Origin of the sequence: Paenimyroides aestuarii, from assembly GCF_024628805.1 — a bacterium.
In the GTDB taxonomy this organism is placed as follows: Bacteria; Bacteroidota; Bacteroidia; order Flavobacteriales; family Flavobacteriaceae; genus Flavobacterium; species Flavobacterium aestuarii_A.
In genome coordinates this window covers 602,499-626,327 of sequence record NZ_CP102382.1, presented here as the reverse complement: position 1 = coordinate 626,327, position 23,829 = coordinate 602,499, and the positions used below count along the sequence as shown (strand labels likewise).

28 protein-coding genes, 1 tRNA gene and 1 pseudogene are annotated in these 23,829 nt (G+C 34.9%); 19 read left to right on the top strand and 11 right to left on the bottom strand.

Going from position 1 to position 23,829, the window contains the following annotated elements; translation table 11 throughout:
- The first annotated feature begins 72 nt into the window (after nucleotides 1-72).
- The 5 genes from NPX36_RS03045 (at nucleotide 73) to NPX36_RS03025 (ending at nucleotide 6,687) form a co-directional block, all read left to right on the top strand.
- Nucleotides 73-2,808, top strand: a complete 2,736-nt coding sequence (locus tag NPX36_RS03045) for a TonB-dependent receptor (protein ID WP_257499954.1) — start codon at nucleotides 73-75, stop codon at nucleotides 2,806-2,808.
- Nucleotides 2,809-2,895: 87 nt separating this feature from the next.
- Nucleotides 2,896-4,095, top strand: coding sequence for a hypothetical protein (locus tag NPX36_RS03040; RefSeq protein WP_257499953.1), 1,200 nt, complete (start codon nucleotides 2,896-2,898; stop codon nucleotides 4,093-4,095).
- A gap of 195 nt (nucleotides 4,096-4,290) precedes the next feature.
- On the top strand, nucleotides 4,291-4,641 hold the full coding sequence (locus tag NPX36_RS03035; RefSeq protein ID WP_257499952.1) for a T9SS type A sorting domain-containing protein: 351 nt from the start codon (nucleotides 4,291-4,293) through the stop codon (nucleotides 4,639-4,641).
- A 121-nt stretch (nucleotides 4,642-4,762) separates the two neighbouring features.
- The gene (locus NPX36_RS03030) at nucleotides 4,763-5,623 is read left to right on the top strand and encodes a lamin tail domain-containing protein (protein WP_257499951.1); all 861 of its coding nucleotides are present in this window, start codon (nucleotides 4,763-4,765) and stop codon (nucleotides 5,621-5,623) included.
- Nucleotides 5,624-5,706: 83 nt separating this feature from the next.
- On the top strand, nucleotides 5,707-6,687 hold the full coding sequence (locus NPX36_RS03025; protein WP_257499950.1) for a LuxE/PaaK family acyltransferase: 981 nt from the start codon (nucleotides 5,707-5,709) through the stop codon (nucleotides 6,685-6,687).
- 61 nt (nucleotides 6,688-6,748) lie between these two features.
- Here NPX36_RS03025 and NPX36_RS03020 read toward each other — a convergent pair whose 3' ends face one another.
- From NPX36_RS03020 to NPX36_RS03005, 4 genes are all read right to left on the bottom strand, one after another.
- Nucleotides 6,749-7,627, bottom strand: a complete 879-nt coding sequence (locus tag NPX36_RS03020; RefSeq protein WP_257499949.1) for a hypothetical protein — start codon at nucleotides 7,625-7,627, stop codon at nucleotides 6,749-6,751.
- A 210-nt stretch (nucleotides 7,628-7,837) separates the two neighbouring features.
- Entirely contained in the window at nucleotides 7,838-8,458 is a 621-nt protein-coding gene (locus NPX36_RS03015; RefSeq protein ID WP_257499948.1) for a DUF4230 domain-containing protein, read from the bottom strand.
- Between the two features lies 1 nt (nucleotide 8,459).
- The gene (locus NPX36_RS03010; RefSeq protein WP_257499947.1) at nucleotides 8,460-9,413 is read right to left on the bottom strand and encodes a GSCFA domain-containing protein; all 954 of its coding nucleotides are present in this window, start codon (nucleotides 9,411-9,413) and stop codon (nucleotides 8,460-8,462) included.
- A 21-nt stretch (nucleotides 9,414-9,434) separates the two neighbouring features.
- Nucleotides 9,435-9,794: a putative quinol monooxygenase gene (locus tag NPX36_RS03005; protein ID WP_257499946.1), complete on the bottom strand. Its 360-nt coding sequence runs from the start codon at nucleotides 9,792-9,794 to the stop codon at nucleotides 9,435-9,437.
- A 90-nt stretch (nucleotides 9,795-9,884) separates the two neighbouring features.
- Between NPX36_RS03005 and NPX36_RS03000 the strand changes: the two genes are divergently transcribed.
- Nucleotides 9,885-10,469 carry a hypothetical protein gene (locus NPX36_RS03000; RefSeq protein ID WP_257499945.1) on the top strand — a complete coding sequence of 195 codons (585 nt, stop codon included), beginning with the start codon at nucleotides 9,885-9,887 and terminating at the stop codon, nucleotides 10,467-10,469.
- Here NPX36_RS03000 and NPX36_RS02995 read toward each other — a convergent pair.
- From NPX36_RS02995 to NPX36_RS02980, 4 genes are read right to left on the bottom strand one after another with little or no spacing between them, the layout of a single operon-like run.
- Complete coding sequence (locus tag NPX36_RS02995) at nucleotides 10,463-11,059, bottom strand: phosphatase PAP2 family protein (protein WP_257499944.1); 597 nt, start codon at nucleotides 11,057-11,059, stop codon at nucleotides 10,463-10,465. The genes NPX36_RS03000 and NPX36_RS02995 overlap by 7 nt on opposite strands.
- On the bottom strand, nucleotides 11,059-11,445 hold the full coding sequence (locus tag NPX36_RS02990; protein WP_257499943.1) for a twin-arginine translocase TatA/TatE family subunit: 387 nt from the start codon (nucleotides 11,443-11,445) through the stop codon (nucleotides 11,059-11,061). The genes NPX36_RS02995 and NPX36_RS02990 overlap by 1 nt, the downstream gene beginning before the upstream one ends.
- 34 nt (nucleotides 11,446-11,479) lie before the next feature.
- Nucleotides 11,480-12,208, bottom strand: coding sequence for a hypothetical protein (locus NPX36_RS02985; RefSeq protein ID WP_257499942.1), 729 nt, complete (start codon nucleotides 12,206-12,208; stop codon nucleotides 11,480-11,482).
- 50 nt (nucleotides 12,209-12,258) lie between these two features.
- Nucleotides 12,259-12,948, bottom strand: coding sequence for a hypothetical protein (locus NPX36_RS02980; protein ID WP_257499941.1), 690 nt, complete (start codon nucleotides 12,946-12,948; stop codon nucleotides 12,259-12,261).
- A 121-nt stretch (nucleotides 12,949-13,069) separates the two neighbouring features.
- Here NPX36_RS02980 and pepE point away from each other — a divergent pair, with 121 nt between their 5' ends.
- Nucleotides 13,070-13,777: a dipeptidase PepE gene (gene pepE / locus NPX36_RS02975; RefSeq protein ID WP_257499940.1), complete on the top strand. Its 708-nt coding sequence runs from the start codon at nucleotides 13,070-13,072 to the stop codon at nucleotides 13,775-13,777.
- A gap of 53 nt (nucleotides 13,778-13,830) precedes the next feature.
- Nucleotides 13,831-14,361, top strand: a complete 531-nt coding sequence (locus NPX36_RS02970; protein WP_257499939.1) for a hypothetical protein — start codon at nucleotides 13,831-13,833, stop codon at nucleotides 14,359-14,361.
- Nucleotides 14,362-14,536: 175 nt separating this feature from the next.
- Here the strand turns inward: NPX36_RS02970 and NPX36_RS02965 are convergent.
- A tRNA-Ser gene (locus NPX36_RS02965) sits at nucleotides 14,537-14,623 on the bottom strand.
- A 37-nt stretch (nucleotides 14,624-14,660) separates the two neighbouring features.
- On the bottom strand, nucleotides 14,661-14,906 hold the full coding sequence (locus NPX36_RS02960) for an energy transducer TonB (protein WP_257499938.1): 246 nt from the start codon (nucleotides 14,904-14,906) through the stop codon (nucleotides 14,661-14,663).
- Nucleotides 14,907-14,947: 41 nt separating this feature from the next.
- On the opposite strand from NPX36_RS02960, the gene NPX36_RS02955 reads away from it, so the two are divergent.
- The 9 genes and pseudogenes from NPX36_RS02955 to NPX36_RS02915 all read left to right on the top strand — a co-directional run bounded on the left by NPX36_RS02955 (nucleotide 14,948) and on the right by NPX36_RS02915 (nucleotide 21,394).
- The gene (locus NPX36_RS02955) at nucleotides 14,948-15,859 is read left to right on the top strand and encodes a hypothetical protein (RefSeq protein WP_257499937.1); all 912 of its coding nucleotides are present in this window, start codon (nucleotides 14,948-14,950) and stop codon (nucleotides 15,857-15,859) included.
- A gap of 86 nt (nucleotides 15,860-15,945) precedes the next feature.
- The gene (locus NPX36_RS02950) at nucleotides 15,946-16,983 is read left to right on the top strand and encodes an NAD(P)-dependent alcohol dehydrogenase (RefSeq protein ID WP_257499936.1); all 1,038 of its coding nucleotides are present in this window, start codon (nucleotides 15,946-15,948) and stop codon (nucleotides 16,981-16,983) included.
- A 249-nt stretch (nucleotides 16,984-17,232) separates the two neighbouring features.
- Nucleotides 17,233-17,601: pseudogene (locus NPX36_RS02945) on the top strand (RHS repeat-associated core domain-containing protein); the annotation flags it as partial.
- A gap of 24 nt (nucleotides 17,602-17,625) precedes the next feature.
- Nucleotides 17,626-18,330: a hypothetical protein gene (locus NPX36_RS02940; RefSeq protein ID WP_257499935.1), complete on the top strand. Its 705-nt coding sequence runs from the start codon at nucleotides 17,626-17,628 to the stop codon at nucleotides 18,328-18,330.
- Nucleotides 18,320-18,622 carry a hypothetical protein gene (locus NPX36_RS02935; RefSeq protein WP_257499934.1) on the top strand — a complete coding sequence of 101 codons (303 nt, stop codon included), beginning with the start codon at nucleotides 18,320-18,322 and terminating at the stop codon, nucleotides 18,620-18,622. The genes NPX36_RS02940 and NPX36_RS02935 overlap by 11 nt, the downstream gene beginning before the upstream one ends.
- 236 nt (nucleotides 18,623-18,858) lie before the next feature.
- Complete coding sequence (locus NPX36_RS02930) at nucleotides 18,859-19,167, top strand: hypothetical protein (protein ID WP_257499933.1); 309 nt, start codon at nucleotides 18,859-18,861, stop codon at nucleotides 19,165-19,167.
- Nucleotides 19,168-19,170: 3 nt separating this feature from the next.
- Nucleotides 19,171-19,644, top strand: a complete 474-nt coding sequence (locus tag NPX36_RS02925) for a hypothetical protein (protein ID WP_257499932.1) — start codon at nucleotides 19,171-19,173, stop codon at nucleotides 19,642-19,644.
- A 63-nt stretch (nucleotides 19,645-19,707) separates the two neighbouring features.
- Nucleotides 19,708-20,943 carry an RHS repeat domain-containing protein gene (locus NPX36_RS02920; protein WP_257499931.1) on the top strand — a complete coding sequence of 412 codons (1,236 nt, stop codon included), beginning with the start codon at nucleotides 19,708-19,710 and terminating at the stop codon, nucleotides 20,941-20,943.
- Nucleotides 20,909-21,394 (top strand): hypothetical protein, encoded by a 486-nt coding sequence (locus NPX36_RS02915; RefSeq protein ID WP_257499930.1) that lies wholly within the window; start codon nucleotides 20,909-20,911, stop codon nucleotides 21,392-21,394. Before NPX36_RS02920 ends, NPX36_RS02915 begins: the two co-directional genes overlap by 35 nt.
- Nucleotides 21,395-21,699: 305 nt before the next feature.
- On the opposite strand, the gene NPX36_RS02910 is transcribed toward NPX36_RS02915, so the two are convergent.
- Entirely contained in the window at nucleotides 21,700-21,924 is a 225-nt protein-coding gene (locus tag NPX36_RS02910) for a CDGSH iron-sulfur domain-containing protein (protein ID WP_257499929.1), read from the bottom strand.
- Between the two features lie 340 nt (nucleotides 21,925-22,264).
- Here NPX36_RS02910 and NPX36_RS02905 point away from each other — a divergent pair, with 340 nt between their 5' ends.
- Entirely contained in the window at nucleotides 22,265-23,038 is a 774-nt protein-coding gene (locus tag NPX36_RS02905) for a DUF3050 domain-containing protein (RefSeq protein WP_257499928.1), read from the top strand.
- A gap of 123 nt (nucleotides 23,039-23,161) precedes the next feature.
- A complete protein-coding gene (locus tag NPX36_RS02900; RefSeq protein WP_257499927.1) occupies nucleotides 23,162-23,818 on the top strand; it encodes a MarR family winged helix-turn-helix transcriptional regulator in 657 nt (218 codons plus the stop codon).
- Nucleotides 23,819-23,829 lie beyond the last annotated feature (11 nt).

Below are 23,829 nucleotides of genomic sequence, written 5' to 3'. Positions count from 1 at the left end.
GGTAAAGCCCTTATAACTTTACAATAACTTTTAGGTAATTCCTTTGCACTGAAAATTTATAACACAAAAATAATGAAATTAAATTTTTTGGCAGCAGCGTTATTATTTGGAGTAGTTACTTATGCGCAAGACACAAAAACGATCAAAGGCCACATTTATGATTCAGCAAATAACAACGAACCGTTGGCTTATGCAACCATTATGTTGAAAAACACCGAGCTTGGTGCAGAAGCTGATGAAAACGGATATTTTGAAATTGAATGTACGGAAGGTTCTTATTTGTTAGAAGCATCTTATATGGGTTACCAAACCTATACCATTCCTTACGAAACTGAAAATCCTGAAGAGTTAAATATCAACCTAGTTCCCGAAGTGGGCGATTTAGACGAGTTGGTTATTACAGTTAATAACAGAAAATCGTCGGAAACAGCTTTGTTGAACGATCAAAGAAAATCATTGGAGATTAAACAGCAAATTGGTGCTCAGGAACTTTCGCGAAAAGGTGTGGGTGATGTGGCAGCAGCGGTTGCAAAAACATCGGGCATTTCAAAGCAAGAAGGAAGCAACAATGTATATGTTCGTGGTTTGGGCGATCGATACAATTCTACTACTTTGAACGGTTTGCCGGTTCCGTCAAACGATCCAGAGAAAAAGAACATCAATTTACAATTATTTTCTACCGATCTGGTAGAGTATATTTCGATTGACAAAACCTTTAGTTCGCGAAACACGGGTGATTTTGGTGGAGGAAATGTTGATATTTTATCAAAAGATTTTAAAGACAGCGCTTTGTTCGAAATAGAATTAGGTGCACAAATAAACACCAATGCCACTAAAAAAGGAAGCGATTTTCTATTGCCACAAGGGCCAAGCAAAATGGGCTATGCAAACTATGGTGTGCCTAATAATGCGTTAAGTGGTTACAATTTTCAAAACAGTTTACAACCTGAAAACGCAGGACCTGTTGGAGGAAATTTTGCAGTGCGTGCCGGAAAATCATTTTTAATGGGCGAAACGGGTAAGTTGAATCTATTTGCAAATGCAAGTTTCAACAACGGATTTACGTTTAGAGAAGGAATCAACCAAAGTGCAAGTGCGCAAGGTGCAAAGCTAAAATCGTTCTATCAGGAAAATTTTTCGCACACCACCAACACCACGGGTATGTTTAACGCTAATTATCACGTAAACGACAAAAACCGTGTGGCTTATAACTTTTTGTACATTAATTCATCGGATTTATTTAGAGATACATTCACCGGTTTAGACCGCGACTTTGAAGGCGATCACGATGCTTTGTTGGTGCAACGCGGTACTTTTATTCAAAATACGGTATTGATCAATCAATTGTTGGGAAATCATACATTTAATGATAAATTAGGATTTGATTGGGCGGTTTCATACAACACCATTAAAAGCGATATGCCCGATAGAACCCAAAATAAATTGTTTTATTGGAACGATACCGACAGTTACACGTTGGCTCAGCGAACCATTACCGATAACCACCGCTATTTTCAAAACTTGAAAGAAGATGAGTTGGCAACAAATTTAGCGTTGAACTATAAATTGGGTGCCGATGAAAACGGTAACGAAAAAGGAAAAATAACCATTGGATACAACGGTCGTGTAAAGAAAAGAGATTTTGAAGCCATTCAATTTAACTTCCGAATTGCAGGTGAGCAATTAAGCACACCAGTGAATCCAAATAATTTAGATGCATTTTTCAATCAACAGAATTATACCGATGGCTTGTTCGGAATTGAAGCTTTTGCTGGTGACACCCCTCAAACTTATAGTGGAGAGCAAAATATTCATGCAGGTTTTGCAAATGTAGAATACCGCTTAACCGATAAATTGAGTGCTGTTTTAGGTTTGCGCTACGAAAAAATTGATCAAAGCGTAATTTGGAGAACGCAGCTAGATGCGGTGGAAAGAGAAAACGAATTTAAACGCAACGAATTCTTGCCCAACTTATCGTTAAAATACGAATTAAGCACCATTCAAAACTTGCGTTTGGCTGCCAGCAAAACTTACACATTGCCACAGTTCAAAGAGCGTGCACGCTTTATTTATGAAGATGTAACCGAAATCAAAGTAGGTAACCCATACTTATATCCCTCACAAAACTACAACTTAGATTTAAAATGGGAATTGTTTCCAAACAACGATGAAGTGGTATCGGTAGCAGCATTTGGTAAATATATTTTAGATCCAATCAACGAAATCACGATGGCATCATCTACGAATGATATCACTTGGGTGAACATTGGCGAAAAAGGATATGTATATGGTGCAGAGTTTGAAATCAAGAAAAGAATCATTGATTTTGGCGGAGCAAATACCAACAACCTTTTTGCAGGATTGAATGTATCTTATATGAAAACCGACCAAGAAATCGACCGTGAAAAAATTCAAAAGGAAACCAACGGATTAATCAATACCAATTTCGATTTTGAGCGTTCATCGTTCACCGGCGCATCAGACTTATTGCTGAACGCAGACGTGTCGTATGTGAGAGATTGGAACGATGGCAAAGGAATGACAGCTACTGTTTCCTATATGCATTATTCAGACCGTTTGTATGCATTGGGTGTGGAAAGCAAAGGAAATTTAATTGACAAAGGCATGGGAACTTTAGATTTTGTATTAAAAACCAGAGTTCACAAGAATTTCGCAATCGATTTTGCAGCACGCAATATCTTAAATCCAGAATTCCGCAGAATACAAGACAATGCTTCAGGTGCTATTGATGCTATTACCTACAAGCGTGGAGCATTTTTCAGCTTGGGTGCAAAATATACATTTTAACAACATATTCATCACATACGCTTAACATACATTAACGTATTAATACTCAACTTTGTATCAAATAAAAATAATAAATTTTTAAAGAAAATGAAAAAGCCAATTTCAAAACTATTTAGCTTCACATTATTATCATTAACATTAGCAGCAACAGCAGTTTCTTGCTCTAGCGATGATAGCACACCAGTTACAGAAGAACCAACGCCGGGTGAAACCGATTTTAAAGTAGATCGCAATGCATTAACAGGTGAAATCACAAAAGGACATGTAATTTTAACCGAAGGAACTTATAAATTAACCGGAAAATTAATCGTAGGAGCAGGTGCAAAATTAACCATTAAACCAGGTGTTCGAATTGAAGCAACACAATTAGCTTCGGGTCAGTTTGATGCAGTTCGATACATTGCAGTAGCGCAAGGCGGACAAATTTTTGTAGAAGGAACAGCAGCAAACCCGGTAATCATGACTGCCGAAGTTAAAAAACCAGGATCTTGGGGTGGTTTAGTAATTTGTGGTAAAGCACCAATCAACAAAGGAACAACAGCTACTGCAGAAGTTTCAGAATTAACCTATGGTGGTACAGAAACAAACGACAATTCAGGAGCAATCAAATATCTAAGAATTGAATATTCAGGTTACGCATACAATGCAGATAAAGAGTTCAACGGACTTTCAATGTTTGGTGTGGGTAAAGGAACAACTGTTGAATATGTACAAGTACACGATGGTTCAGACGATGGTTTTGAGTTTTTCGGAGGAACTGTTGATACCAAATATTTAGTAGTAACAAACTTTGCAAGCGAAGTGGGCGATGATTTGTTTGACTGGACAGAAGGTTGGAACGGTATGAACGAAAATTGGTACGGAAAAAGAACCAACGACGGTAACCGTGGAATTGAAGCAGACAACAACTCAAACAACCACATGGCAGCGCCAATTGCAAACCCAACAATCAAAAACCTTACATTGATTGGTAACAATGGCGGTGGAGAAAACCACGCAATGAAACTAAGAGTAGGTACTAAAGCAAATTTCGACAATGTGGTTTTGAGCAACTTTGGAACAGGTTTCGATGTAGAGCACGATGAAGGCATCAGCTATGTGGCAAGTGGCGAATTAAAAGCTACCCGCGTGAAATTCGACAATATCACAACCAAAGCAAAAGGTAAGAAAACCGATGGTTCTGCAGCAGATGTAAACGCAATCTTCACCGAAGATGCAACCGCTACAGGAGCAGGTAACGGAACAGCAACCCCAACTTGGGCAACCGGCTGGACAGTAGGTTTGTAATACATTTCAAAAAGTACTGCCACCAAGTGAAGTCAGTTTGTCATATTTTGTTAAAGAAAAACAAGTAAAGCAAAGACAATAACGGCAGTAAATCAGTTAAAATCTTCCTAAATAACCACAAATTTATTTTTGTGGTTATTTTTTGGTATTTTATTTGATATTATTTTTATATATTTACGTATTCAAATAAAAACTATGAAGAAAAAATACCTATATATATTCTTACTGTTACTAATAACCGGCTTTTCAGCAACCGCGCAAACAGCCAAAAACAGTGGAATAGCAGAGCAAACCAAGACCGAAAACACCTTAGAAAAGGTGCAGATATATCCCAATCCGGTTACCGGCGGCAAAATTTATATCAATGCCGAGAACAACTCGGCAAAGGTTATAGAATTATACGATATGCTGGGTAAACGCATTTTAATAGCAGAAATGAACGGATACCAGAAAGAACTAAACGTGAGCAATTTAAAAGCAGGTGTTTATATTTTAAAACTCACTGACAAAAACAACAGCATTACCCGAAAAATCATCATAAAATAAAGAAGAGCCCGTAACATGTTTACGGGCTTTTTTATAAAAAAAACAATTTATTAATATTCCTTTTTTTACACTTCAAAAATTTACCGTAAATTTGTACCATAAAATTTAAAATCAATTAGATATGAAAAAAATCTACACTTTAATTACAATTGTTGCAGCTTCTTTTGCAGCAAATGCGCAAATTGTTATTAGCCAAGTCTATGGAGGCGGTGGGAATAATGGGGCAGATTACAAAAGTGATTTTGTTGAGTTATTTAACAGAGGTGCTGTAGCTGTGGATATCACAGGTTATACATTGCAATATGCATCTGCTTCAGGAGTATTTGGAGGTACAGCAACAAATCCAAACAAAACACATCTTCCAAGTGTTACTATTCAACCAGGACAGTATTATCTTATCCAACAAGCTACAGGTGCGGGAGGAACAATTGATTTAGACCCTGATTTTACCCCAACAGGTAATGAATTATTATCAATGAGTGGAAGTAACCTTAAAATCGCCCTTACTTCTGATGATACTACAATCACATCTCCAACAGATGCAAATGTAATTGATTTTGTTGGTGTGGGATCAGCAAATGCTTTTGAAGGTACTGGAGCTTCAGCTGTTATTTCAAGTACTACTGCAGCTTTTAGAAGTGGTGATGGATGTGTTGACACTGACGATAACGCATCAGATTTTATTGTAGCTGCACCTGCTCCGAGAAATACTAAAAGTCCAATTAGTATTTGTGCTGCTTCAACAAAAGAAAACAACATCGAAGGTTTAAGTATTTTTCCTAATCCGGCAGATGAAATCTTAAACATTACATCAAACAGTACTGCTGAGAAAAACGTACAGTTGTTCGATTTAACCGGTAAAAAAGTATTAGATGTTACTACGGTTTCGCAAATAAACGTTTCTTCGTTAAAAGCGGGAATTTATGTAGCAAAAATCAACGAAGCTGGTAAAACAGCTACACGCAAAGTGATTATTAAATAATCAACAGCAACATACAACAAAAAGCATCTCCTCACCGAGATGCTTTTTTTATTTGTAATTTTGTATTTTAAAAAGCAATAATTGTGTTTACACCCGAAGATATTATTTCGATACATACCACCAAAGAGTTTCATAAAACAGCGATGAAAGTGTTTCGCTATCAGTTTCAGCACAACGAAGTGTATCAAAAATACTGTTTGTTGTTGAAGAAAAGTCCGGATAATGTGAAGCATCTTACAGAGATTCCTTTTTTGCCTATCGAGTTTTTTAAATCGAAAGATGTGTTAAGCACAACAAATGCCGTGCAAACCACGTTCACAAGCAGTGGAACTACAGGAATTATCACTTCTAAACATCATGTGACCGACTTGAGGTTCTATGAAGCCAGTTTTCGTACTTCCTTTTCAAAGTTTTACGGCAATATAGAAGATTATGCGGTTTTGGCATTGTTGCCTTCCTACTTAGAGCGCGAAGGTTCTTCGCTTATTTATATGGCAAAAGATTTTATAGAAGGATCCAATCATCCCGATTCTGGCTTCTATCTTCATAATTACAGGGAACTTGCAAAGAAATTAGTAGAATTAGACCAGAGCGGACAAAATGTGTTGTTGATAGGTGTTACCTATGCGTTGTTAGACCTTATTGAGATGCAAAAATTCCATTTAAAAAACACTATTGTGATGGAAACCGGTGGCATGAAAGGCAAGCGCAAAGAACTAATTCGCGAAGAATTGCACGGGCTTTTGACAACTGGTTTTGGGGTAGAAAAAATTCATTCAGAATACGGAATGACCGAATTACTTTCGCAAGCATATTCATTTGGAGACGGTGTTTTTGAATGTCCGCCGTGGATGGATGTGTTGATTAGAGATGCCGAAGACCCGCTATCGATTATTGAAAATGGAAAAACAGGCGGTATCAATGTAATTGATTTGGCAAATATGAATTCGTGTGCATTTATTGCCACACAAGATTTAGGTAAAAAACACCCCGATTTTTCTTTTGAAGTCTTAGGCAGATTTGATCAGTCTGATATTCGCGGTTGTAATTTAATGGTTTATTAGTGTACATAAAAAAACGCTGCCTGTTACAGCAGCGTTTTTAAGTATTGCGTTTTAAACTTTATTATTTTTTAAGCTCTAAAGTGGTAGCGCTTTCAATTGTTTTAAAATTTTTGATTTGCTTTACATCAAAGCCATTTAGGATATTACCCATCTTAGCTTTAGCTAGTAAATTTCTTCCACCACCATTCCAAGTTCCATTCCAGAATAACTCCGCAGAATTACCACTACCCGTTCCTGTAGCCAAGCCGGTAAAGTTAGCTGTGCCAGTCCAAGGTGATGGTGAATCATCAGCAGGGGAAGTATTACCTGTTCCAGCAAAATTATAAACGACATTTGCTGTATCAAAAACATCATTACCATTAATAGTTACTACCCCTCCATTTAAATGTTCGAACGGACCTGGTGTATTATTTGGGAAAGCTAATTTACCATTTGCTTTAATTGGAACATAGGTAAACGTAAGGAATTGATTAATAACCTCATCATTACTGTCAAGTTCAATTGCTAGCATTGCCCAAACCGTGCAAGTAACTCCATTACGGTTGTATGGTTTAATTTGGTTATTTTCAGCATGCACAAGCCATAATACTTCAGAAACTGGGTACGAATTTCCTCCATACTCAATTCTATTACCAGTTGGCTCTGGCGTTGTGTCTTCTTCTAAAACAGTAAATTTAAAGCTAGCTGTAAAGTCATCCATTGAAGCCAACACCGAATGAGAACCTTCTTTAAATGGTACATAGGTGTTTCCAGGAATATCTACACCGTTCACTCTAAACTTTGTGGTAGATGTAACATCAACACCGTTTAAGGTAGCTTCAAAAGTAAACTTGTCATTTACATATTTTGCTTCTTCCGGATTGCTATGCATTGCTTTAAAAACTTGTTGCTCCGGTGTCTCTGGTCCGTCTGGTTTTGTTCCGTTATCTACATATTCCACACATGAATTTAAACTCACGAGTGCCAATAGAAAAAAGAGTAGTTTATTAATTTTCATAAAAAATATATTTTTAAGTTTTGTAATTAAACCCCTAAAGTATAAAAAAAATTTGTAGCTGTTAAAAAATTAACACATTTATTTTTAAAAGTTTGCTTGCTTTGCTTTTTATGATGAACAAAACCGAGGATAACGACGGTGAATCAACTGGTTCTAAAGTGGTAGGAAGGTATTCAAATCTTCGGTATTTGCAATGGTTTGATTTTGGTATTGCAACTGCCAACCCAAGGATTGGGTGACCACCAAAAACTTACTCAATTCGCTCAGTAAACGGTTTTGGGCGTTTGCACGAATGTTCGATTGGGAGATTTTTTCGTGAAACTGTTTGGTGACACTTTCTTGAATGATGTTGTAATCGGCACCTTCAAATGCATTAAACCGCGATTCTTCTACATCGTAAATTTTAATTTCCGGACTGATTTTCAATTCTTCTTTAGGAATAGATGTAATTTTTACGATTTTGTTGGCTTCGTCTATGGTATATTCCAGCTTAGATAAATCGTACATGATTTGCACATCGGCATTAACAACTACCATCGCTTTTTTATCGAACGAGAGTAGATTCATAAACGATTTTTCATCTTTATAATTGTAAATCTGTGCTATTTTGGCTTCGTTTACTACCAATTTGCTCACGTTTTTCATTTGTTGCTGAATGAGTTCAGTGTCGGGCACCACTTCGTTTTTTTGTGCGCTTTTTCGCATTATAAAAAAAGTGAATAAACTGCCCAATGCAATACAAATCACAGCAAATATTAAGGCTTTCTTTATCATTTTATCTAAATTTCATAAATGGATAGTTTTCTAATAAATCATCTAGTTTCATTGCTAGTACATCTAAAAACTGCTGATGTGCTTCGGTGTATGGGTTAAATGGGCGGTGCGCCAATCCTTTCTGCACCTCTTCCACTTTTTTCATCGTAGGCAATGCTTCCGGGTACATGCAATGGGCAACAAATCGCTCCCAAATATAGGCAACAGCTAAATCGTTTGGATGCAACATATCTTTGCCATAAAAACGATAATCGCGCAATTCATCCATCATGATTTCATACGAAGGAAAATAATAATTGTGCGGGTCATTATTTTCTATATGTTGATGCAATGCGGCGATTAAATGGGCTTTACTGCGTTGGTTTTCTGCAAAACCGTCTTTAATATGGCGAACCGGTGAAATGGTATAAATAATTTGAACAGTTGCATTTACTTGCCGAATTTGTTGTTCTATTGCTTGTAATGCTTGCAAACAATCGGCTACCGACAATAATTCTTTTTGAAATTTTTGTTGCGAAACTTTATGACAATTTGCCACAATTTCGTTGGTTTCCATAAACCGATACACCCAAGCAGTTCCCAATGTGATGATACAATGCGAAGCGGTCTGCAAATCTTCTTTGAAAACAGTTGTTTTTTGATTGATGGATGCCACAATGCTTTCAGCGTCTAACTCGTTTAAATCGGAATGGGTGTGCAAACAACTCCATATTTCGTTATGGCAAAAAACATCACTTTGCGTAAATAAACGCGCTTTTACTGCGGTGTTTACTAATTTTTCGATTGCCAATGGATGAAACAATATCCCCCACGGATTCACCGTATTTTGAAATTGATAGTGTGCCAGTTTTTGTGCAATATGTACTGCAAAACAACTGCCTAGACTCACAATTTTTGATGAGTAATCTATTTTTCTGGATAAAGGCTCAACGGGCACAAGGGTTTGTAGCTGCATGTTTTTCTGTAAAATTACAAACTATCTTTTAAAGTAAGCCGTCATATCTTCGCCACTTTTCTGTTCCAGCGTATAATCATCGCACGAATACATGTGTATCCCCTCAAAAATCACGGTTGGACCTTCCATAATGAATGCATCAGCCTCTTGCAAAAAGGCTTTTAAAATAGCACCTTGCAAATGTTCAGAATAGGCTTCTTTCGATTCAAAAATCTTTAGGTTTAGAAATTTATTAGGATCTATTTGATCAATCATATTGGTTACATGCAAAGTTCCCAATTCGTTTTGAACCAATGCCGTAGCCTCTTTTCGAACCAAATTAAAAAAAGCTTCGCGCTTATCCGGAAAAACCCGATAAGCCACAATTACAACGTATCTCATAACACAAATTTTTACTATAAAGTTACAATATTTTACTAAAATGCAATATTACCCGCTGCAAAAACGTTTGTTAAAATAAATTTTTAGTAGATGAAAAATGTTGTATTATTTTTGTTGATTTCTTTTAGTGTATTTTCACAAGAGATTCATATTGAATCAAAAATGAACGAAACCAAGTTTGAAAATGCGCTTAAAAATTTTGAGGGCTACACCTATTATAGTTTTGATTTTGTAACTGCTGAAACTTCTTCGTTACATATTGAAATTATTGAAAAAGAGTATGTTAATGGAAAACTTGTAAAAGAAATCAGTTGTTTCAATTCTAACAAGATGCCCGTTGATACTTCAAACGAAAGAATCCCTTTTACGATACTTGCCAAAAGCAATTCCGATATAAACTATCGCATACAATATCAGTTTTATGATTTTATCAATTTATATCGAAATCATGATTTAAAAAGAGAAGATCGATATGCTTTTAAAATTTTTATAAATGAAGCACAAAAATTTACTTTTAATCAAAAATATCTATTTTCGGCAATTGTAAAACCAATAAAAATTGATGAAAACACCTTTCGAAATTGCGATTTTGCCAAAGAAATGGATAAGTATGATCAATGGTATGAAATCTTTGGAATTGACAGATACTTTATTTATGAAATAAAATTCTACTGATTGATTACTTCCTGCGTTTTTTGTTTATCCTTTAAACGGTATTTATTATTCAAAAATTTAAAAACGAAAAAGAACATAAAGCCCGATGAAATACCGAAAATATATCCACAAATGATATCTAACGGATAATGCAACCCCAGATAAATTCGGGTGTAAGCAAACAATAGTGGGAAAAAGAACAGCACCCAAGCGTATTTGTAATATTTCTTAAGGATTAAAAAGATTATGAGAATAGAGCCGCTGGAATTGGATGCATGCCCTGAGAAAAAACTGGGGCTACCTGCTTTACGCAAAATACGCAAATAAGGCGAAATCAATGGATCGTTTACCGGGCGCAGCCTATCGGTGCTGTATTTTACTAAATTGGTAAATTGGTCGGTAAACACAAAAAAAACAGTGAGTACCAATACCAAAAGGCCAAATTGTTGCAGTGAAATTTTCTTTAGAAGTAAAAAAATAAGAAATAAAAAAAACGGCCACCAATTGATTTGATGCGTGATATACATAAAAACCGGATCCCAAAATTCTGTTCCCAAATTGTTGAGATACACCAGCAATTGCTGATCTTTTTGTATTAACTGTTCCAACATTATTTCATGCGCTTAATGGGTCCTGTCATGTTTTCAATGTCTTCTTTTGTTTGGTCGATTTCTTTTTGAATATCGTTTACAGGGTTGAAATGATCTATATCCATCGACTCTTTGATTTCATCATAACCCATTCGTTTTTTTATTTCATCCACGTTTACCGCATCTTTAATGTCTTTCACAACACCGGTTTCTTCCACGCTTTTTGTGATTTCCGATTTAATATCGTTCGAAGCATTCTTCACTTGATTAATAATGCGCGCCAATCCACGAGCCATTTCGGGTACCTTATCAGAACCGAAAAGCATCAAAATAATCAACATGATAAAAACCAATTCACCGCCACCAATTCCCAAAAAAAGCGGGGTTATATTTAGACTTGTAAACATTTTCTGAAATTTACTACAAAGTTACACAAAACAATTATCTTAACACCTTAAGTATTTCTAAAAATTCAGTTGCTTTTTCGGCATAAAGCAAACTCAATTGTTCGCTATTTGTGGTTTGATAAGATGTTACAACAACGGGGTCTTGCGCCATAAAATAGCCAAAAGCCATGTAATATTGTGGAGGTATTTGTAATTTTTCACTGTAATATTCTTCGGGAAATTTACTTAAAATTTTTTCTACAAAAAGATATTCTTCCTCTAGTGCTAGTGCTTTTTTAAGCATTTTTGTTCTGCCCGAAATGGCGTTTACAATGGCATCAATAGCAATTATACCGCCGCTTGAAGATGTTGCTCGGTGCAAGTTTCGCTGAGCAGGTGTGTATCGCTTTACTTTGCCAAAGCCCAAGGTTTCTGAATTTACGGTGCGGTCAATCACAAGTTCATCTAACACGTTATCGATAAATTCCATAGGTATAAAAACCAACGATTTGTTCATGTCTGCATACGAAAGCACTTTTTCGCGCCCCACTAAATGCACTGCCGAAAAAATCAGTGTGTCGTTTGGGCTGGCTTCAATAGAAAAATAACCGCCTTTTTGGGTAAGAGCCGATTCATTGGTAGTAATATTTTTTACGTAAATCCCTTCTAAATCGCGCGTTTTTGCAACCACTTTACCCAAAACACTTTTTGTTTGAGCAAGCATACTGCTACTTACAAATAGCATTAAAAGGAAAACGATTCGATAACTACTGATTTTTTTCATGATACAAAACTATTGATTCTTTTAAAAGCACCCTATCTATTATAACGATTTTAACGCTCTTGTGGTTGCTGTTGTTCTAAAAATTGGAACGATTTATCAAGCAAATGCATGCGCCACTTGGCTTCTTCGCCATTTTTTATATATTGATCAATCAAATAATCATCGTTCATAAAATAGTAAAACTTTTCCACTAAATCTTCAGGTATTTTTAGATATTCGGTAATAACACTTCTGGGAAGCGAAGCCACATACGGATTCATTTCATGAGGAGCGCGCAGCAACGATGCTTCTTTTTTCTTGCGCAATTTACTAGCCACCCACAAAAAGAGTGCCTTAAAATCCATATTCGGGTTAGGGTTGCGTTTGTAGATGTATTTATTTATTGAAGCAGCATCGATACCTAATGATTTCGACGTGATTCGTTCCACTTCCACTTCTTGCAACACCATATCTAAAGGTTCAGCATAAATTCGAACAATACTGCTTTGCAAATCGCTGCTTTTTAGTTGGTATTTTAATTGATAAAATTCGTTTTCAACCAATGCCAATTCGTCTGCTTCTTGAACGTTCATTACAAAAAAGCCACCGCTATCTGTTGTAACAATTTCATTGGTGTTTTGATTAATTACCTTTAGTGGAAAAGCATTTGCTTCTGCCATCAAACGCATTTTGTGCAGATTTCGGTTTTGTGCAAAGGAATTGATTGAAACAAAAAACAATAAAAAATAAAGATACTTCATAAATGTTTATTTAATTTCAACAAAAATATTTGCAAAAGTGTTAAAAGATAAACAGCGTTTTGGTAAACAATTGTTAAATAAATAAGTTTGCTGTTTGTTCCACACATCATCCATCAATATTATGAAGCATTTACTCATTGCAAGCACATCAACCCTACATGGAATGGGGTATTTAGAATATTTACTACCTGTTTTGAAAAATCATTTTAAAACTGCAAGCACCATATTGTTTATTCCCTATGCAAGGCCAGGTGGTATTTCGCATGATGCATATACTGCTAAGGTGGCAGATGCTTTTGCAAAAATTGATAAAGACGTGGTGGGTTTACATACTTTTGAAAATCCTGTAGCAGCAATTGAAAAAGCCGAAGCTATTTTCACCGGCGGTGGCAACACCTTTTTATTGGTAAAACAACTGTATGGGCAACACGTTTTATCGCCTCTAAAAAAAGTACTGCAAAACGGTACGCCCTATTTAGGCTGTTCGGCTGGAAGCAATATTACCGGTTTAACTATGGAAACTACAAACGATATGCCGATTGTGTACCCACCGAGTTTCCAAACATTGGGAATGGTTCCGTTTAATATAAACCCGCATTATTTGGATCCGGTAGAAGGTTCTACACACATGGGCGAAACCCGCGAAACTCGTATTAACGAATTTCATTGTTTTAATTCACAACCTGTTCTTGGACTTCGCGAAGGAAGTTGGCTGGAAGTGTACGGACAAAAGATTACGTTGAAAGGCAGTTTACCGGCGCGATTGTTCTGTCAAAATCAACCAGCGGTAGAGCTGCAACCCGAAACAGATTTATCTGATTTGTCCTAAGCGCGTTTCAAAATCTTTTCTATCTTTAACGAAGAAATATTGCTTGTTTGATTATGAAAAGTCTATGGTTAATTGGTGCTTTATTGTTGTGTTTAAGCGCATCGGCACAAAAAAAGAAGATAAGAAAAGTTATTCCACCACCACCCGTTCGACAAGTTGAGAAATTACCCGTTGAAATAGAAGAACCAATAATTGAAGCTACCGAAAAAAAGTGTTTTATCTATAAAAACGAAACGCAAAAAGAGGCAATGGTGTATGTTACTGAAACACTTTTAGAATATGGTTGGAGCAACAATTTAGCACAAATGGTTATTACCACATATCATTTTGATCCTATAAAAAAAGAACAAACTGAAAAAGCAGGTTATTCGTGGGGGCAAGTAAAAAATATTCAGTTTATAAACGGAACTTTTAGCGTGGAAGAAGATATGTTTGTTTTTACGCCTGATAAATCTGGAAATTTTGAAAAGCAGGTGTTTAAGATGAATTTTGAAGCTGGAACGAAAGAAGTTTCTTTTTTAACAAATGAAACGAATAATATGTTCCAAAAGGGTGACTGTTTTGAGCCCATAATAAGCATGTAAACCAAAAGTTTTAATAAAATAAAGACTTTGGGTTTGTTGGTATGCGCTGTTTTTGTAACGTTTTTTTGAACAGATTTTGCGGCTGAATTTTCAAAATAAATGCTTTCAGCAGCGTGCGGGTTTTGTTATTGGAAATTAAAAAAACCGACTACTGTCGGCTTTTATATATTGCTTGCAGAGAGGAAGGGATTCGAACCCTCGATGCAGTTACCCACATACAAACTTTCCAGGCTTGCTCCTTCAACCACTCGGACACCTCTCTTTATGGTTGCGAAGGTACATTTTATTTTCTTAAAAAACTATTCTAAAGCCAATCGAATAGGAATTCTGAACCGAACACGTTCTGGTTTTCCATTAATTAAGATGGGATTCAGTCGTAATTTTTTAACCACGCGAAGCGCTTCCAAATCGCATTCTTTACAAACGCTTTTGCTAATAGTAGCTTGCTGAACGGTACCGTTTTTTTGGAGTATAAACTTTCTTAACGTTTTAAGCCAAATATTTTTCAGGTTTTGTACGCTAGGAAAATTGAGCTTTGTGCTCAAATAAAATATATTATCTTTATAATCCATATAAAATCAAAATTATGAAAACACTATTCTTGTTATTTAGCTTTTTATGTATATCAAATACCCAAGCACAAACCTACCGCGATTCTTTAGCATCGCAGATTATTTACAATTTCCCTAAAGATGATAATGCTTATCAAAAATTAAAAGCAGATATTAAAGAGTTAGAAAAACTAGAAGAAAAGTCCAATCCTGAAATTTTACATTCAAAATTATCATCAATTTATAAATTCAACGACATTGATTATTTTAAAGAAGTTTTAACCTTACTAACTCGTAAATATGGTTATAATTTAAGCTATGCATCAGGATCCGAAAATTATTATAAAGCAATTATTCAAGGCGATTTAGCGGTTTGGTTTAAAGAAATGTATATTAAAAACCACAGCGAATGGTTAAGTGAAAATTTAGATAAACAGATTGATATTTATAGATTGAATTCGTTACATGAAAAAGATCAAATTCAAAGAAACTTTTTTAGCATGATACGCAGCGTAAAAGACTTAACTGATAATCAACTTAAAGAAATTAGAACATTAGAAGGTGTTACGTTTACTAATAATTTTGAAACATTAATTGATGTTACTAAAGAAATAAATAATCTTCCAAAGGGAAATTCTTTTGCGTTAATTCAAAATGGTTATGGTATTGTAGAGTTACACATTATGCAACACGAAGATACTTTTGAAAAAGCTTGGCAAATATTGTATCCTTGGTATAAAAAAGCATACCTTAATAAGGATATTTCTTCCAAATATTTTAGAGATATAGATTCTTGGATGTATAAATACAACGGCAAACAACTATTTAACCTTCTTAAAATTGAAGACGTTCCTGAAAGTTGGAGAAACAATCCAAACGATAAAGAAATTCCGTTAGTAGATCCCGAACAAACAAAGAAATTAAGACAAGAGTTAGGATGGGAGTAAATTCAGCATAAAAATTTTAAGTAAACATTTTTACATCTAAATAAATCTTTCCCTAACTTTATAAAATCAAACATAAAAAACAAAAAATGGCAACAAAAGCTTATGCAGCCTTTAATGCGGTAGATCCGCTGGGCCCACATACCATAGAACGAAGAACATTAAACGCAAAAGACGTTTTTATAAAAATAGCATATTGCGGCGTTTGCCACAGCGATTTGCATACGGCAAAATCAGATTGGGGGGCCGCGAATTATCCGGCTGTTCCGGGGCATGAAATTGTTGGTAGAGTAGAAGCTGTGGGCAGTGAAGTATCAAAATTTAAAGTGGGCGATATTGTAGGTGTTGGTTGCATGGTAGAATCGTGCCAACATTGCCATTCGTGCGGTGAAGGTTTAGAACAATATTGCGAAAACGGTTTTACCGGAACTTACAATTCTAAAAATTCTAAATACGGTGGCATCACTTACGGTGGATATTCAGAAAACATTGTAGTGGAAGAAGATTTTGTGTTAAACGTGCCAACCAATCTTCCGTTAGAAAATGTTGCACCTTTATTGTGTGCCGGTATCACAACTTGGTCGCCACTGCGTCATTGGAACGTAAAAAAAGGCGATAAAGTAGGCGTGATTGGTTTAGGAGGTTTGGGGCACATGGGCGTGAAGTTTGCCAAAGCAATGGGCGCACATGTGGTGATGATTACCACATCTGAAGCAAAAGGCGAAGATGCCATGAAATTGGGAGCAGATGAGGTGTTGATTTCTAAAGATGCCGAGCAGATGAAGCAGCACGCATACAGTTTTGATTTTCTTTTGAACACCATTCCAGTAACGCATGATGTAAATCCGTATTTATTGTTGTTAAAGCTCGATAAAACCATGTGTATGGTCGGAGCCATTGAACCGTTCCCGATTCACGGTGGTGTGTTGATAACCAAACGCAGAAATATAGCCGGATCATTAATCGGCGGAATAAAAGAAACACAAGAAATGCTTGATTTTTGTGGCGAACACGGCATTGTTTCAGAAGTAGAAGTAATCAATATGCACGATATCAATGAAGCTTATGTGCGCATGCAGCAGTCCGATGTGAAATATCGTTTTGTAATTGACATGAAATCGTTGTAGTAATATAATCAGACTACATTAAAATGTCATTCCGACGAAGGAGGAATCTTTGAGATTCTTCACTTCACTTCGTTGCGTTCAGAATGACACCACGCTGGCGCGGGCATCTTGCCCGTGCAATAAGCAATAAATAAAAACCAACAGCCTCTTTACAAACGCATGGAGGCTGTATTATAAAAAACGTTACAAACCTTTCCCCATGCTGAGGGCTATGTTAAAAACAATGGTGGTAATTATGTTTATCACTATATTTACAAAGACCATTTAGGAAACGTACGTTTAACATACCGTGATGGTTTTAGAAACCACCCTACATTAGAATATGCAAAAGACGGTGTTATACAAGTAAGCGAGATTATTGAAAAAAGCGATTATTATCCTTTTGGTTTAAAACAAAAAGGAGACGATTTACCTGATTACAGCATTGTAAACAAATATAAATACGCTTACGGCGGTAAAGAGTTAAACGATGAATTAGGGCTAGATTTATACGATTTTGGCGCACGTAATTACGATGCGGCTATTGGTAGATGGTTGAACATTGACCCGTTAGCAGAGAATTCGAGAAGATGGACACCGTATAACTATGCGTATAACAACCCTATTTATTTCGTTGACCCTGATGGAATGCAAAGCAGACCAATGGATAGTTATGGCAGAGATTTACTAAATGCGGGTGTGGCTTTTAGTACAATGTTCCAAAGTTCAGATTTTTCTGGACAAGTAGAAGAAGACGGCGGTATACTTACAACCTGGAAAGTTTTTCCGGACAATAATAAAAAAGGCAGTTACAATGCGTATGAAAAAGTAAGTACTAAATGGGATGGCGACCCAACAGATGTATATGAAGTTCATAATAATGATGGAAGTATTGATATATACAACAGCACCATTGAATTAAACAAAGCTGGGATCAAAAATGTTAACCGACAATATAAAAATGACAAAGGTTTTGTAGGTAATTTAAAAGAAGCTTATGACGGTTGGGTAAATGCAACAGGAAGAACAGCTGCTGCCAAAGAAACTATGTATGCTTATATTGGTGGTGTAGCTTCGGTTGTTATACCTGAGATTGCAGCTGAATTTTTAGCTGCTAGAGTAGGTACAACTGCTTTAAGTGCTTCTAAATTAAAATCTATTGCATCCTATGAAAACCAAATAGCAAAACATCAAACAAAGCTTCTTGAATATATGAAAAATCCTATGAAATTTGATAATAAAGGATTTTTAAAAAACGCACCAAATGATGCTGTAAGACAACAGATTATTCAATCAAGAATAAATCATTTAAACCATGAAATACAAACATTTAGAAATAATATTCAAAAAATAATTAATGGGGGATAATATGAAAATAAATATTGATGAACTACAAAAAGTTACAATTTTTCTTTTATCAAAATTAAAAGAAAATAGTGGAGAAGAAATAGAAATTAGCAATGATTATTATTGGAATATATTAGATGATGAATTATATAATCCATATGAGAAACCTACAGATTTGACATTAGGTCAATTATCTGATGATTTGGAAGAGATTAAAAGACTTATCAATTCTGATGATGCAATTATGTATGACTTAAAAAGGCTTGCAGTAATTTTTAAAGCTATTAGTATAGAAAATAAAACCGCATTTTGATACTATAACCCAACAAATGTTTTTTCGGTACACAATAACGATGGTTCTATAGATACTTACAATAGTATAAAAGAGTTAAATGCAGCAGGTATAAAAAATGTAGATTATCATCGTAAAAGTGATTTAGGGTTTGTAGGTAACTTTAAATTTGCATACAATGGTTGGGTAAATGCAACTGGTGAAACTGCCAGAGCCAAAGAAACAATGTATGCTTATATTGGTGGTGTAGGTTCATTTTGGCACCAGCAATAGCTTCGGAGCTTTTAGTTGTGAGAGGTAGTAGTTTTCTTGTGCCGTTAGGAAGAGGTACAACAGGAAGAACTACAGCTGTAAATCTTTCAGAACAATTAGCTATGAAAGAAGCTATGTCAAATCCATCTGCTGGGAAAGTTATTATTCATGGATTGAAAGATTCGCGTTGGTCAGGTTGGAGTAAAATGCATTATGTTCATACAAGTTCAACAGGAAAAAAGACAGTAATACATTATGTAGCAAAATTCGAAAAAGGAATTATTAAATATGTCGATGATTTTAAATTTAAATAAATTATGAAAGTACGTTGTGTAAAAAATAGAGGAATAGACTTACGTCCATATGAATATGAGTTGATTACTAATAAAGAGTTTTTTGGAAGATTTGGGGTGTCTGAAATAGCAGAATATGAAATTGAGGTTAATAAAGAATATTTTGTAATGGGAATAATCATCTTTAAGACTTATCAAGCCTACTTAATAGATGATGGAGGGTTTATTGCTACTTATCCTTGTCAACTATTTGATATTATAGATAGCAAAATAAATTCAAATTGGCACTATAGATTAGTTGAAAAAGAAGAGAGTGTTTACCCTTTTATCCAAGCTATTTTTGGGTATTATGAATTGTGTTATGATAAAGAAGCTTATGTAAAACTTATAATAGAAAAAAACGAAAATGATGAGAGGATGTATTTCGCACGGAAGAACGAATTAGAAACAGAAAATAAACCCAGCTACGCAAAGTCTCACGACTTTGAGCAACAATAAACAAACAACAGCCTCTTTACAAACGTATTGAGGCTGCTTTGTTATAAAACACTTACTGTTGCTATGCCACAGGCACACGATCAAAAAAAGCAAGTACAACCCAGCGGTGATGCGTTAGTAACTACCGATTATGTTAACGGATTCCAGTATGTAGATAATGCGTTAAAATTTTTTCCGCATACGGAAGGTTATGTAGAATTTGAAAATAATCAATACCTTTATACCTATCAATACAAAGATCATTTAGGAAACGTACGTTTAACATACCGTGATGGTTTTAGAAACCACCCTACGTTGGAATATGCAAAAGACGGGATTATACAAGTAAGCGAGATTATTGAAAAAAGCGATTATTATCCTTTTGGTTTAAAACAAAAAGGAGACGATTTACCTGATTACAGCATTGTAAACAAATATAAATATGCTTACGGCGGTAAAGAGTTAAACGATGAATTAGGATTAGATTTATACGATTTTGGTGCACGTAATTACGATGCTGCTATTGGTAGATGGTTGAATGTAGATCCGCTGGCGGAGAATTCAAGAAGATGGACACCTTATAACTATGCTTGTAACAACCCTATTTATTTTGTTGATCCTGATGGAATGCAAGCGGTTTCAAATTCTCAATTGAATGATTTAGATGATATAATTAAAATAAATGTAGATACTGGAAATGTAGATATAGAAACAAAAGCCGGGGATGATATTGTTCAATTTGTTGATAATAAAGGGACAATAAAAGATGAATATAAATATGGTGATAATGGTAGTTTTAAAAAAGATTTTCAACATACTGAAACAAAGAAAGGAGATATACCAATAAATGAACTAAAAACTAATAATTTTAAAAAAGGGGATAAACTATTTGATAAAATTGCACAAAATTCAAATATAGAATGGGAATATATGACAATTAGCCAAAATGGGCAATATATATCTACTGCTATGGGTAACACAGGTAGATATTTTAATGATGGACTGTCGGTTGGATATGCCGCTCATTACTTTTTTAATGATATGTCTAATATCTATTCAAATATAGGAATGAAAATTAGTTCCCATGAACACAATCACCCAAAATTCAAAAATGGATTGATAGCAGATTGGCCTTCATCATATCATAAAAAATCAAGATTAGTGAATCAAGATGCTAAAAAAGGAGATGGAGTTTTTGCCAGAGATTTAAAAGAAAATACAAAAATTGTTGATCCAAAAATTAATTTTTTTATAAGACCGAAAGGAGCTAATTACAAAGTAAAATATGATGGGGTATATCCGTACACACACGTTAAATAAATTACTTATCTGTACAATATTATTTTTCAATATTGGTTGCACGAAGAATGATCGTCTAAAAAAAAATGATGAGCTAGTTAATATTGTTAATTTTTTTATTAATGAATATAAAATATCTAATAATAGAAATTTTTTAATTAGTGAATATAAATTGTCATATTATGATAATATTGAAATTATAGATTCCTTAAAGTATGTATATATACATATACAGGATTATCAAAATGACATACCTTATGTTAAAATTAATGATAATAGAGAACTTTTAAGAGCAAGGACAGGGTCTTATAACATCTATTATGAAGTAGATAAGGGAGATGCAATTAGGATACCAAATTATTTAGAATGGGAAAAAGTTGAACCAGAAATAAGAGATGAAACTCCTATGATAGTTGATTATATAGAACTCCAGTGTTTGTACAATTTAAAAGAAAAAAAGATAGAATTATAAAATAAATTTCTCCACTGGCGGAGGACTCACGAAGATGGACACCGTATAATTATGCTTAGAACAATCCGATATTCTTTGTTGACCCTGATGGAATGCAGGCGGGACCAAATACAGACTATTTTAATATATATGGAAAGTTTCTTCACACTGTAAATGACGGTAAAACTGATAAAAAAATGGTATTAGTATCAGGAAAAAACTCTAAAAAACCCCGATGGCGCGGATTTGCAATCCGTGCCTTTAAAAACACAACAGCCTCTTTACATACGTATTGAGGCTGTTTTATAATAAAATACTCATTGTTGTTACACCTTTTTAGGCGGCAAATCAAAAGCAATGGCATTGTGCTCAAAATGCCCTTTGTGTGCTCCGTCGCAAAAAGGTTTGTTTTTAGATAATCCACAGCGGCAAATTGAAACTATCGTTCTGCCTTGCAATCCGTAAGCATTCCCGTTTTTATCTACTATTTCAAAATCTCCTTCAATTTTAACCGATCCATTGTCGTTAATGGTAAGTTTTGTTTGTGCCATAATTTGAACTGTTTATTCGTTTCATTACAAAACTATGGATAATGTGGGTAATTATCACTTGTGGTATTCTATTTAGAAACGTTCCTTTTAAGACCTAACTTTTTCAACAAGAAAAGCTGACTGAAACGCAATTCACTAAAATAATGTTGGTTATATAGTTCATGAAGCATCGCTTTTTTTGTTGTGGATTCAATCCCCAAAAGGCAACCCAGCTGTTTTCTTTTAGTTTTCAAAAAGTTTTTCCCAACAACTATAATTTCATATTGCTAAAGATGTTAAAATAAAAAGAACTGCTATTTTATAACTTTTTGCAACGTATTTTTGAATAAATTATCCCAATATGAACGCAATTGCATCAGTAAATAAAGCTATTGAGCCTTTAAAGAAGGAGTTAATTCATCATTCGTTATACAAAAAAATCACAACTATTCCGCATTTGCAACTTTTTATGCAAACACATGTGTATGCTGTGTGGGATTTTATGTCGCTTTTAAAAGCACTGCAATCGCAGCTCACCTGCACGTCCAGTCCTTGGTTTGCGTCGCCTAATCCGCAAGCCCGCTACCTAATCAATGAGATAGTATTGGCCGAAGAATCGGATCTTTCTTTAGATGGAAAACGATTAAGTCATTTTGAAATGTATGTTCAAGCAATGGAGAAAAGCGATACAGATACACGAACTTTGAATTTGTTTTTAAACAACGTGCAATCAACCGATGTTTTTTCTGCTATTGAAAAAAGCAATTTACACGATCATGTTAAAGCTTTTTTAGAGTTTACCTTTCAAGTGATTGAAAATGGTAAATCGCACGAAATTGCAGCTGCTTTCACCTTTGGTAGAGAAGATTTAATTCCTTCAATGTTTCATCATTTATTAAAAGAATTAAAAGAACAATTTCCGGAGGTGGATTTATCAGAATTGATTTATTATTTTGAAAGACATATAGAGCTCGATGCTGATGAACACGGACCAATGGCTTTTGAAATGATTGATTTTTTGTGTGGAACCGACGAAAGAAAATGGCAAGAAGTAGAGCAGATTGCCAAAATTGCATTGCAGAAACGAATATTATTATGGAATGCAATCGAAGAAATGATAGAAAAGTCGTCTTAGAAAAATACCTTCCGTAATGTTAAAAAGCAATAAAAAGAAAAGGCATAAGTAATCTTATGTCTTTTTTTAGTATATTTACATTCTAAATTAGAATATTTTAAGTACAAATTAATACTATTTTGTATGAATTACACATTATTAAGAGACGTAATCAACCTGCTGGAAGAGTTTGAAAAAAACGGCAAACATACAAAAAACGACCTGTCAGGTTTTAGAGATTGGCTTGCAGGAAATATTGTTGGTGAAACTTCGTTAGAAGATGTTCAGTGGGAAGGAAAAGAGAAAGGGCGCAGTGCAGAAAGCGTAATAAACACGCTAATTGTGCATTTAAGCAGGTATGCAAAAACCTATTCAAAGGCAGCAATTCACAATTCGGAATTTTCTACGCAAGAAGATTTTATATATTTGATTAACTTGAATGCTTTTGGAGCAATGAGCAAAATGCAGTTGATTAAAAAAAATATTCAAGACAAGCCAACAGGCATGCAAATTATCAATCGATTAATTGATAAAGGATGGGTAACACAAGAAGACTCTGAAATAGACAAACGCAGTAAAATTATTCAGATTTCCAACAAAGGAAAAGAGGCTTTGGATGCGCAAATGGATAAAATTCGTGTGGCCACTCAAATTGTTACAGGAAACTTGGATGACAACGAAAAAGCAGATCTTATTCGATTGTTGAATAAGTTGGATCATTTTCATCAACCTATTTTCCAACAAAATTACGACAGTTCGGAACTGTTAGAACGTGTAACCGAAAAGTATTTATCCGCATAAATAAAAAAAAT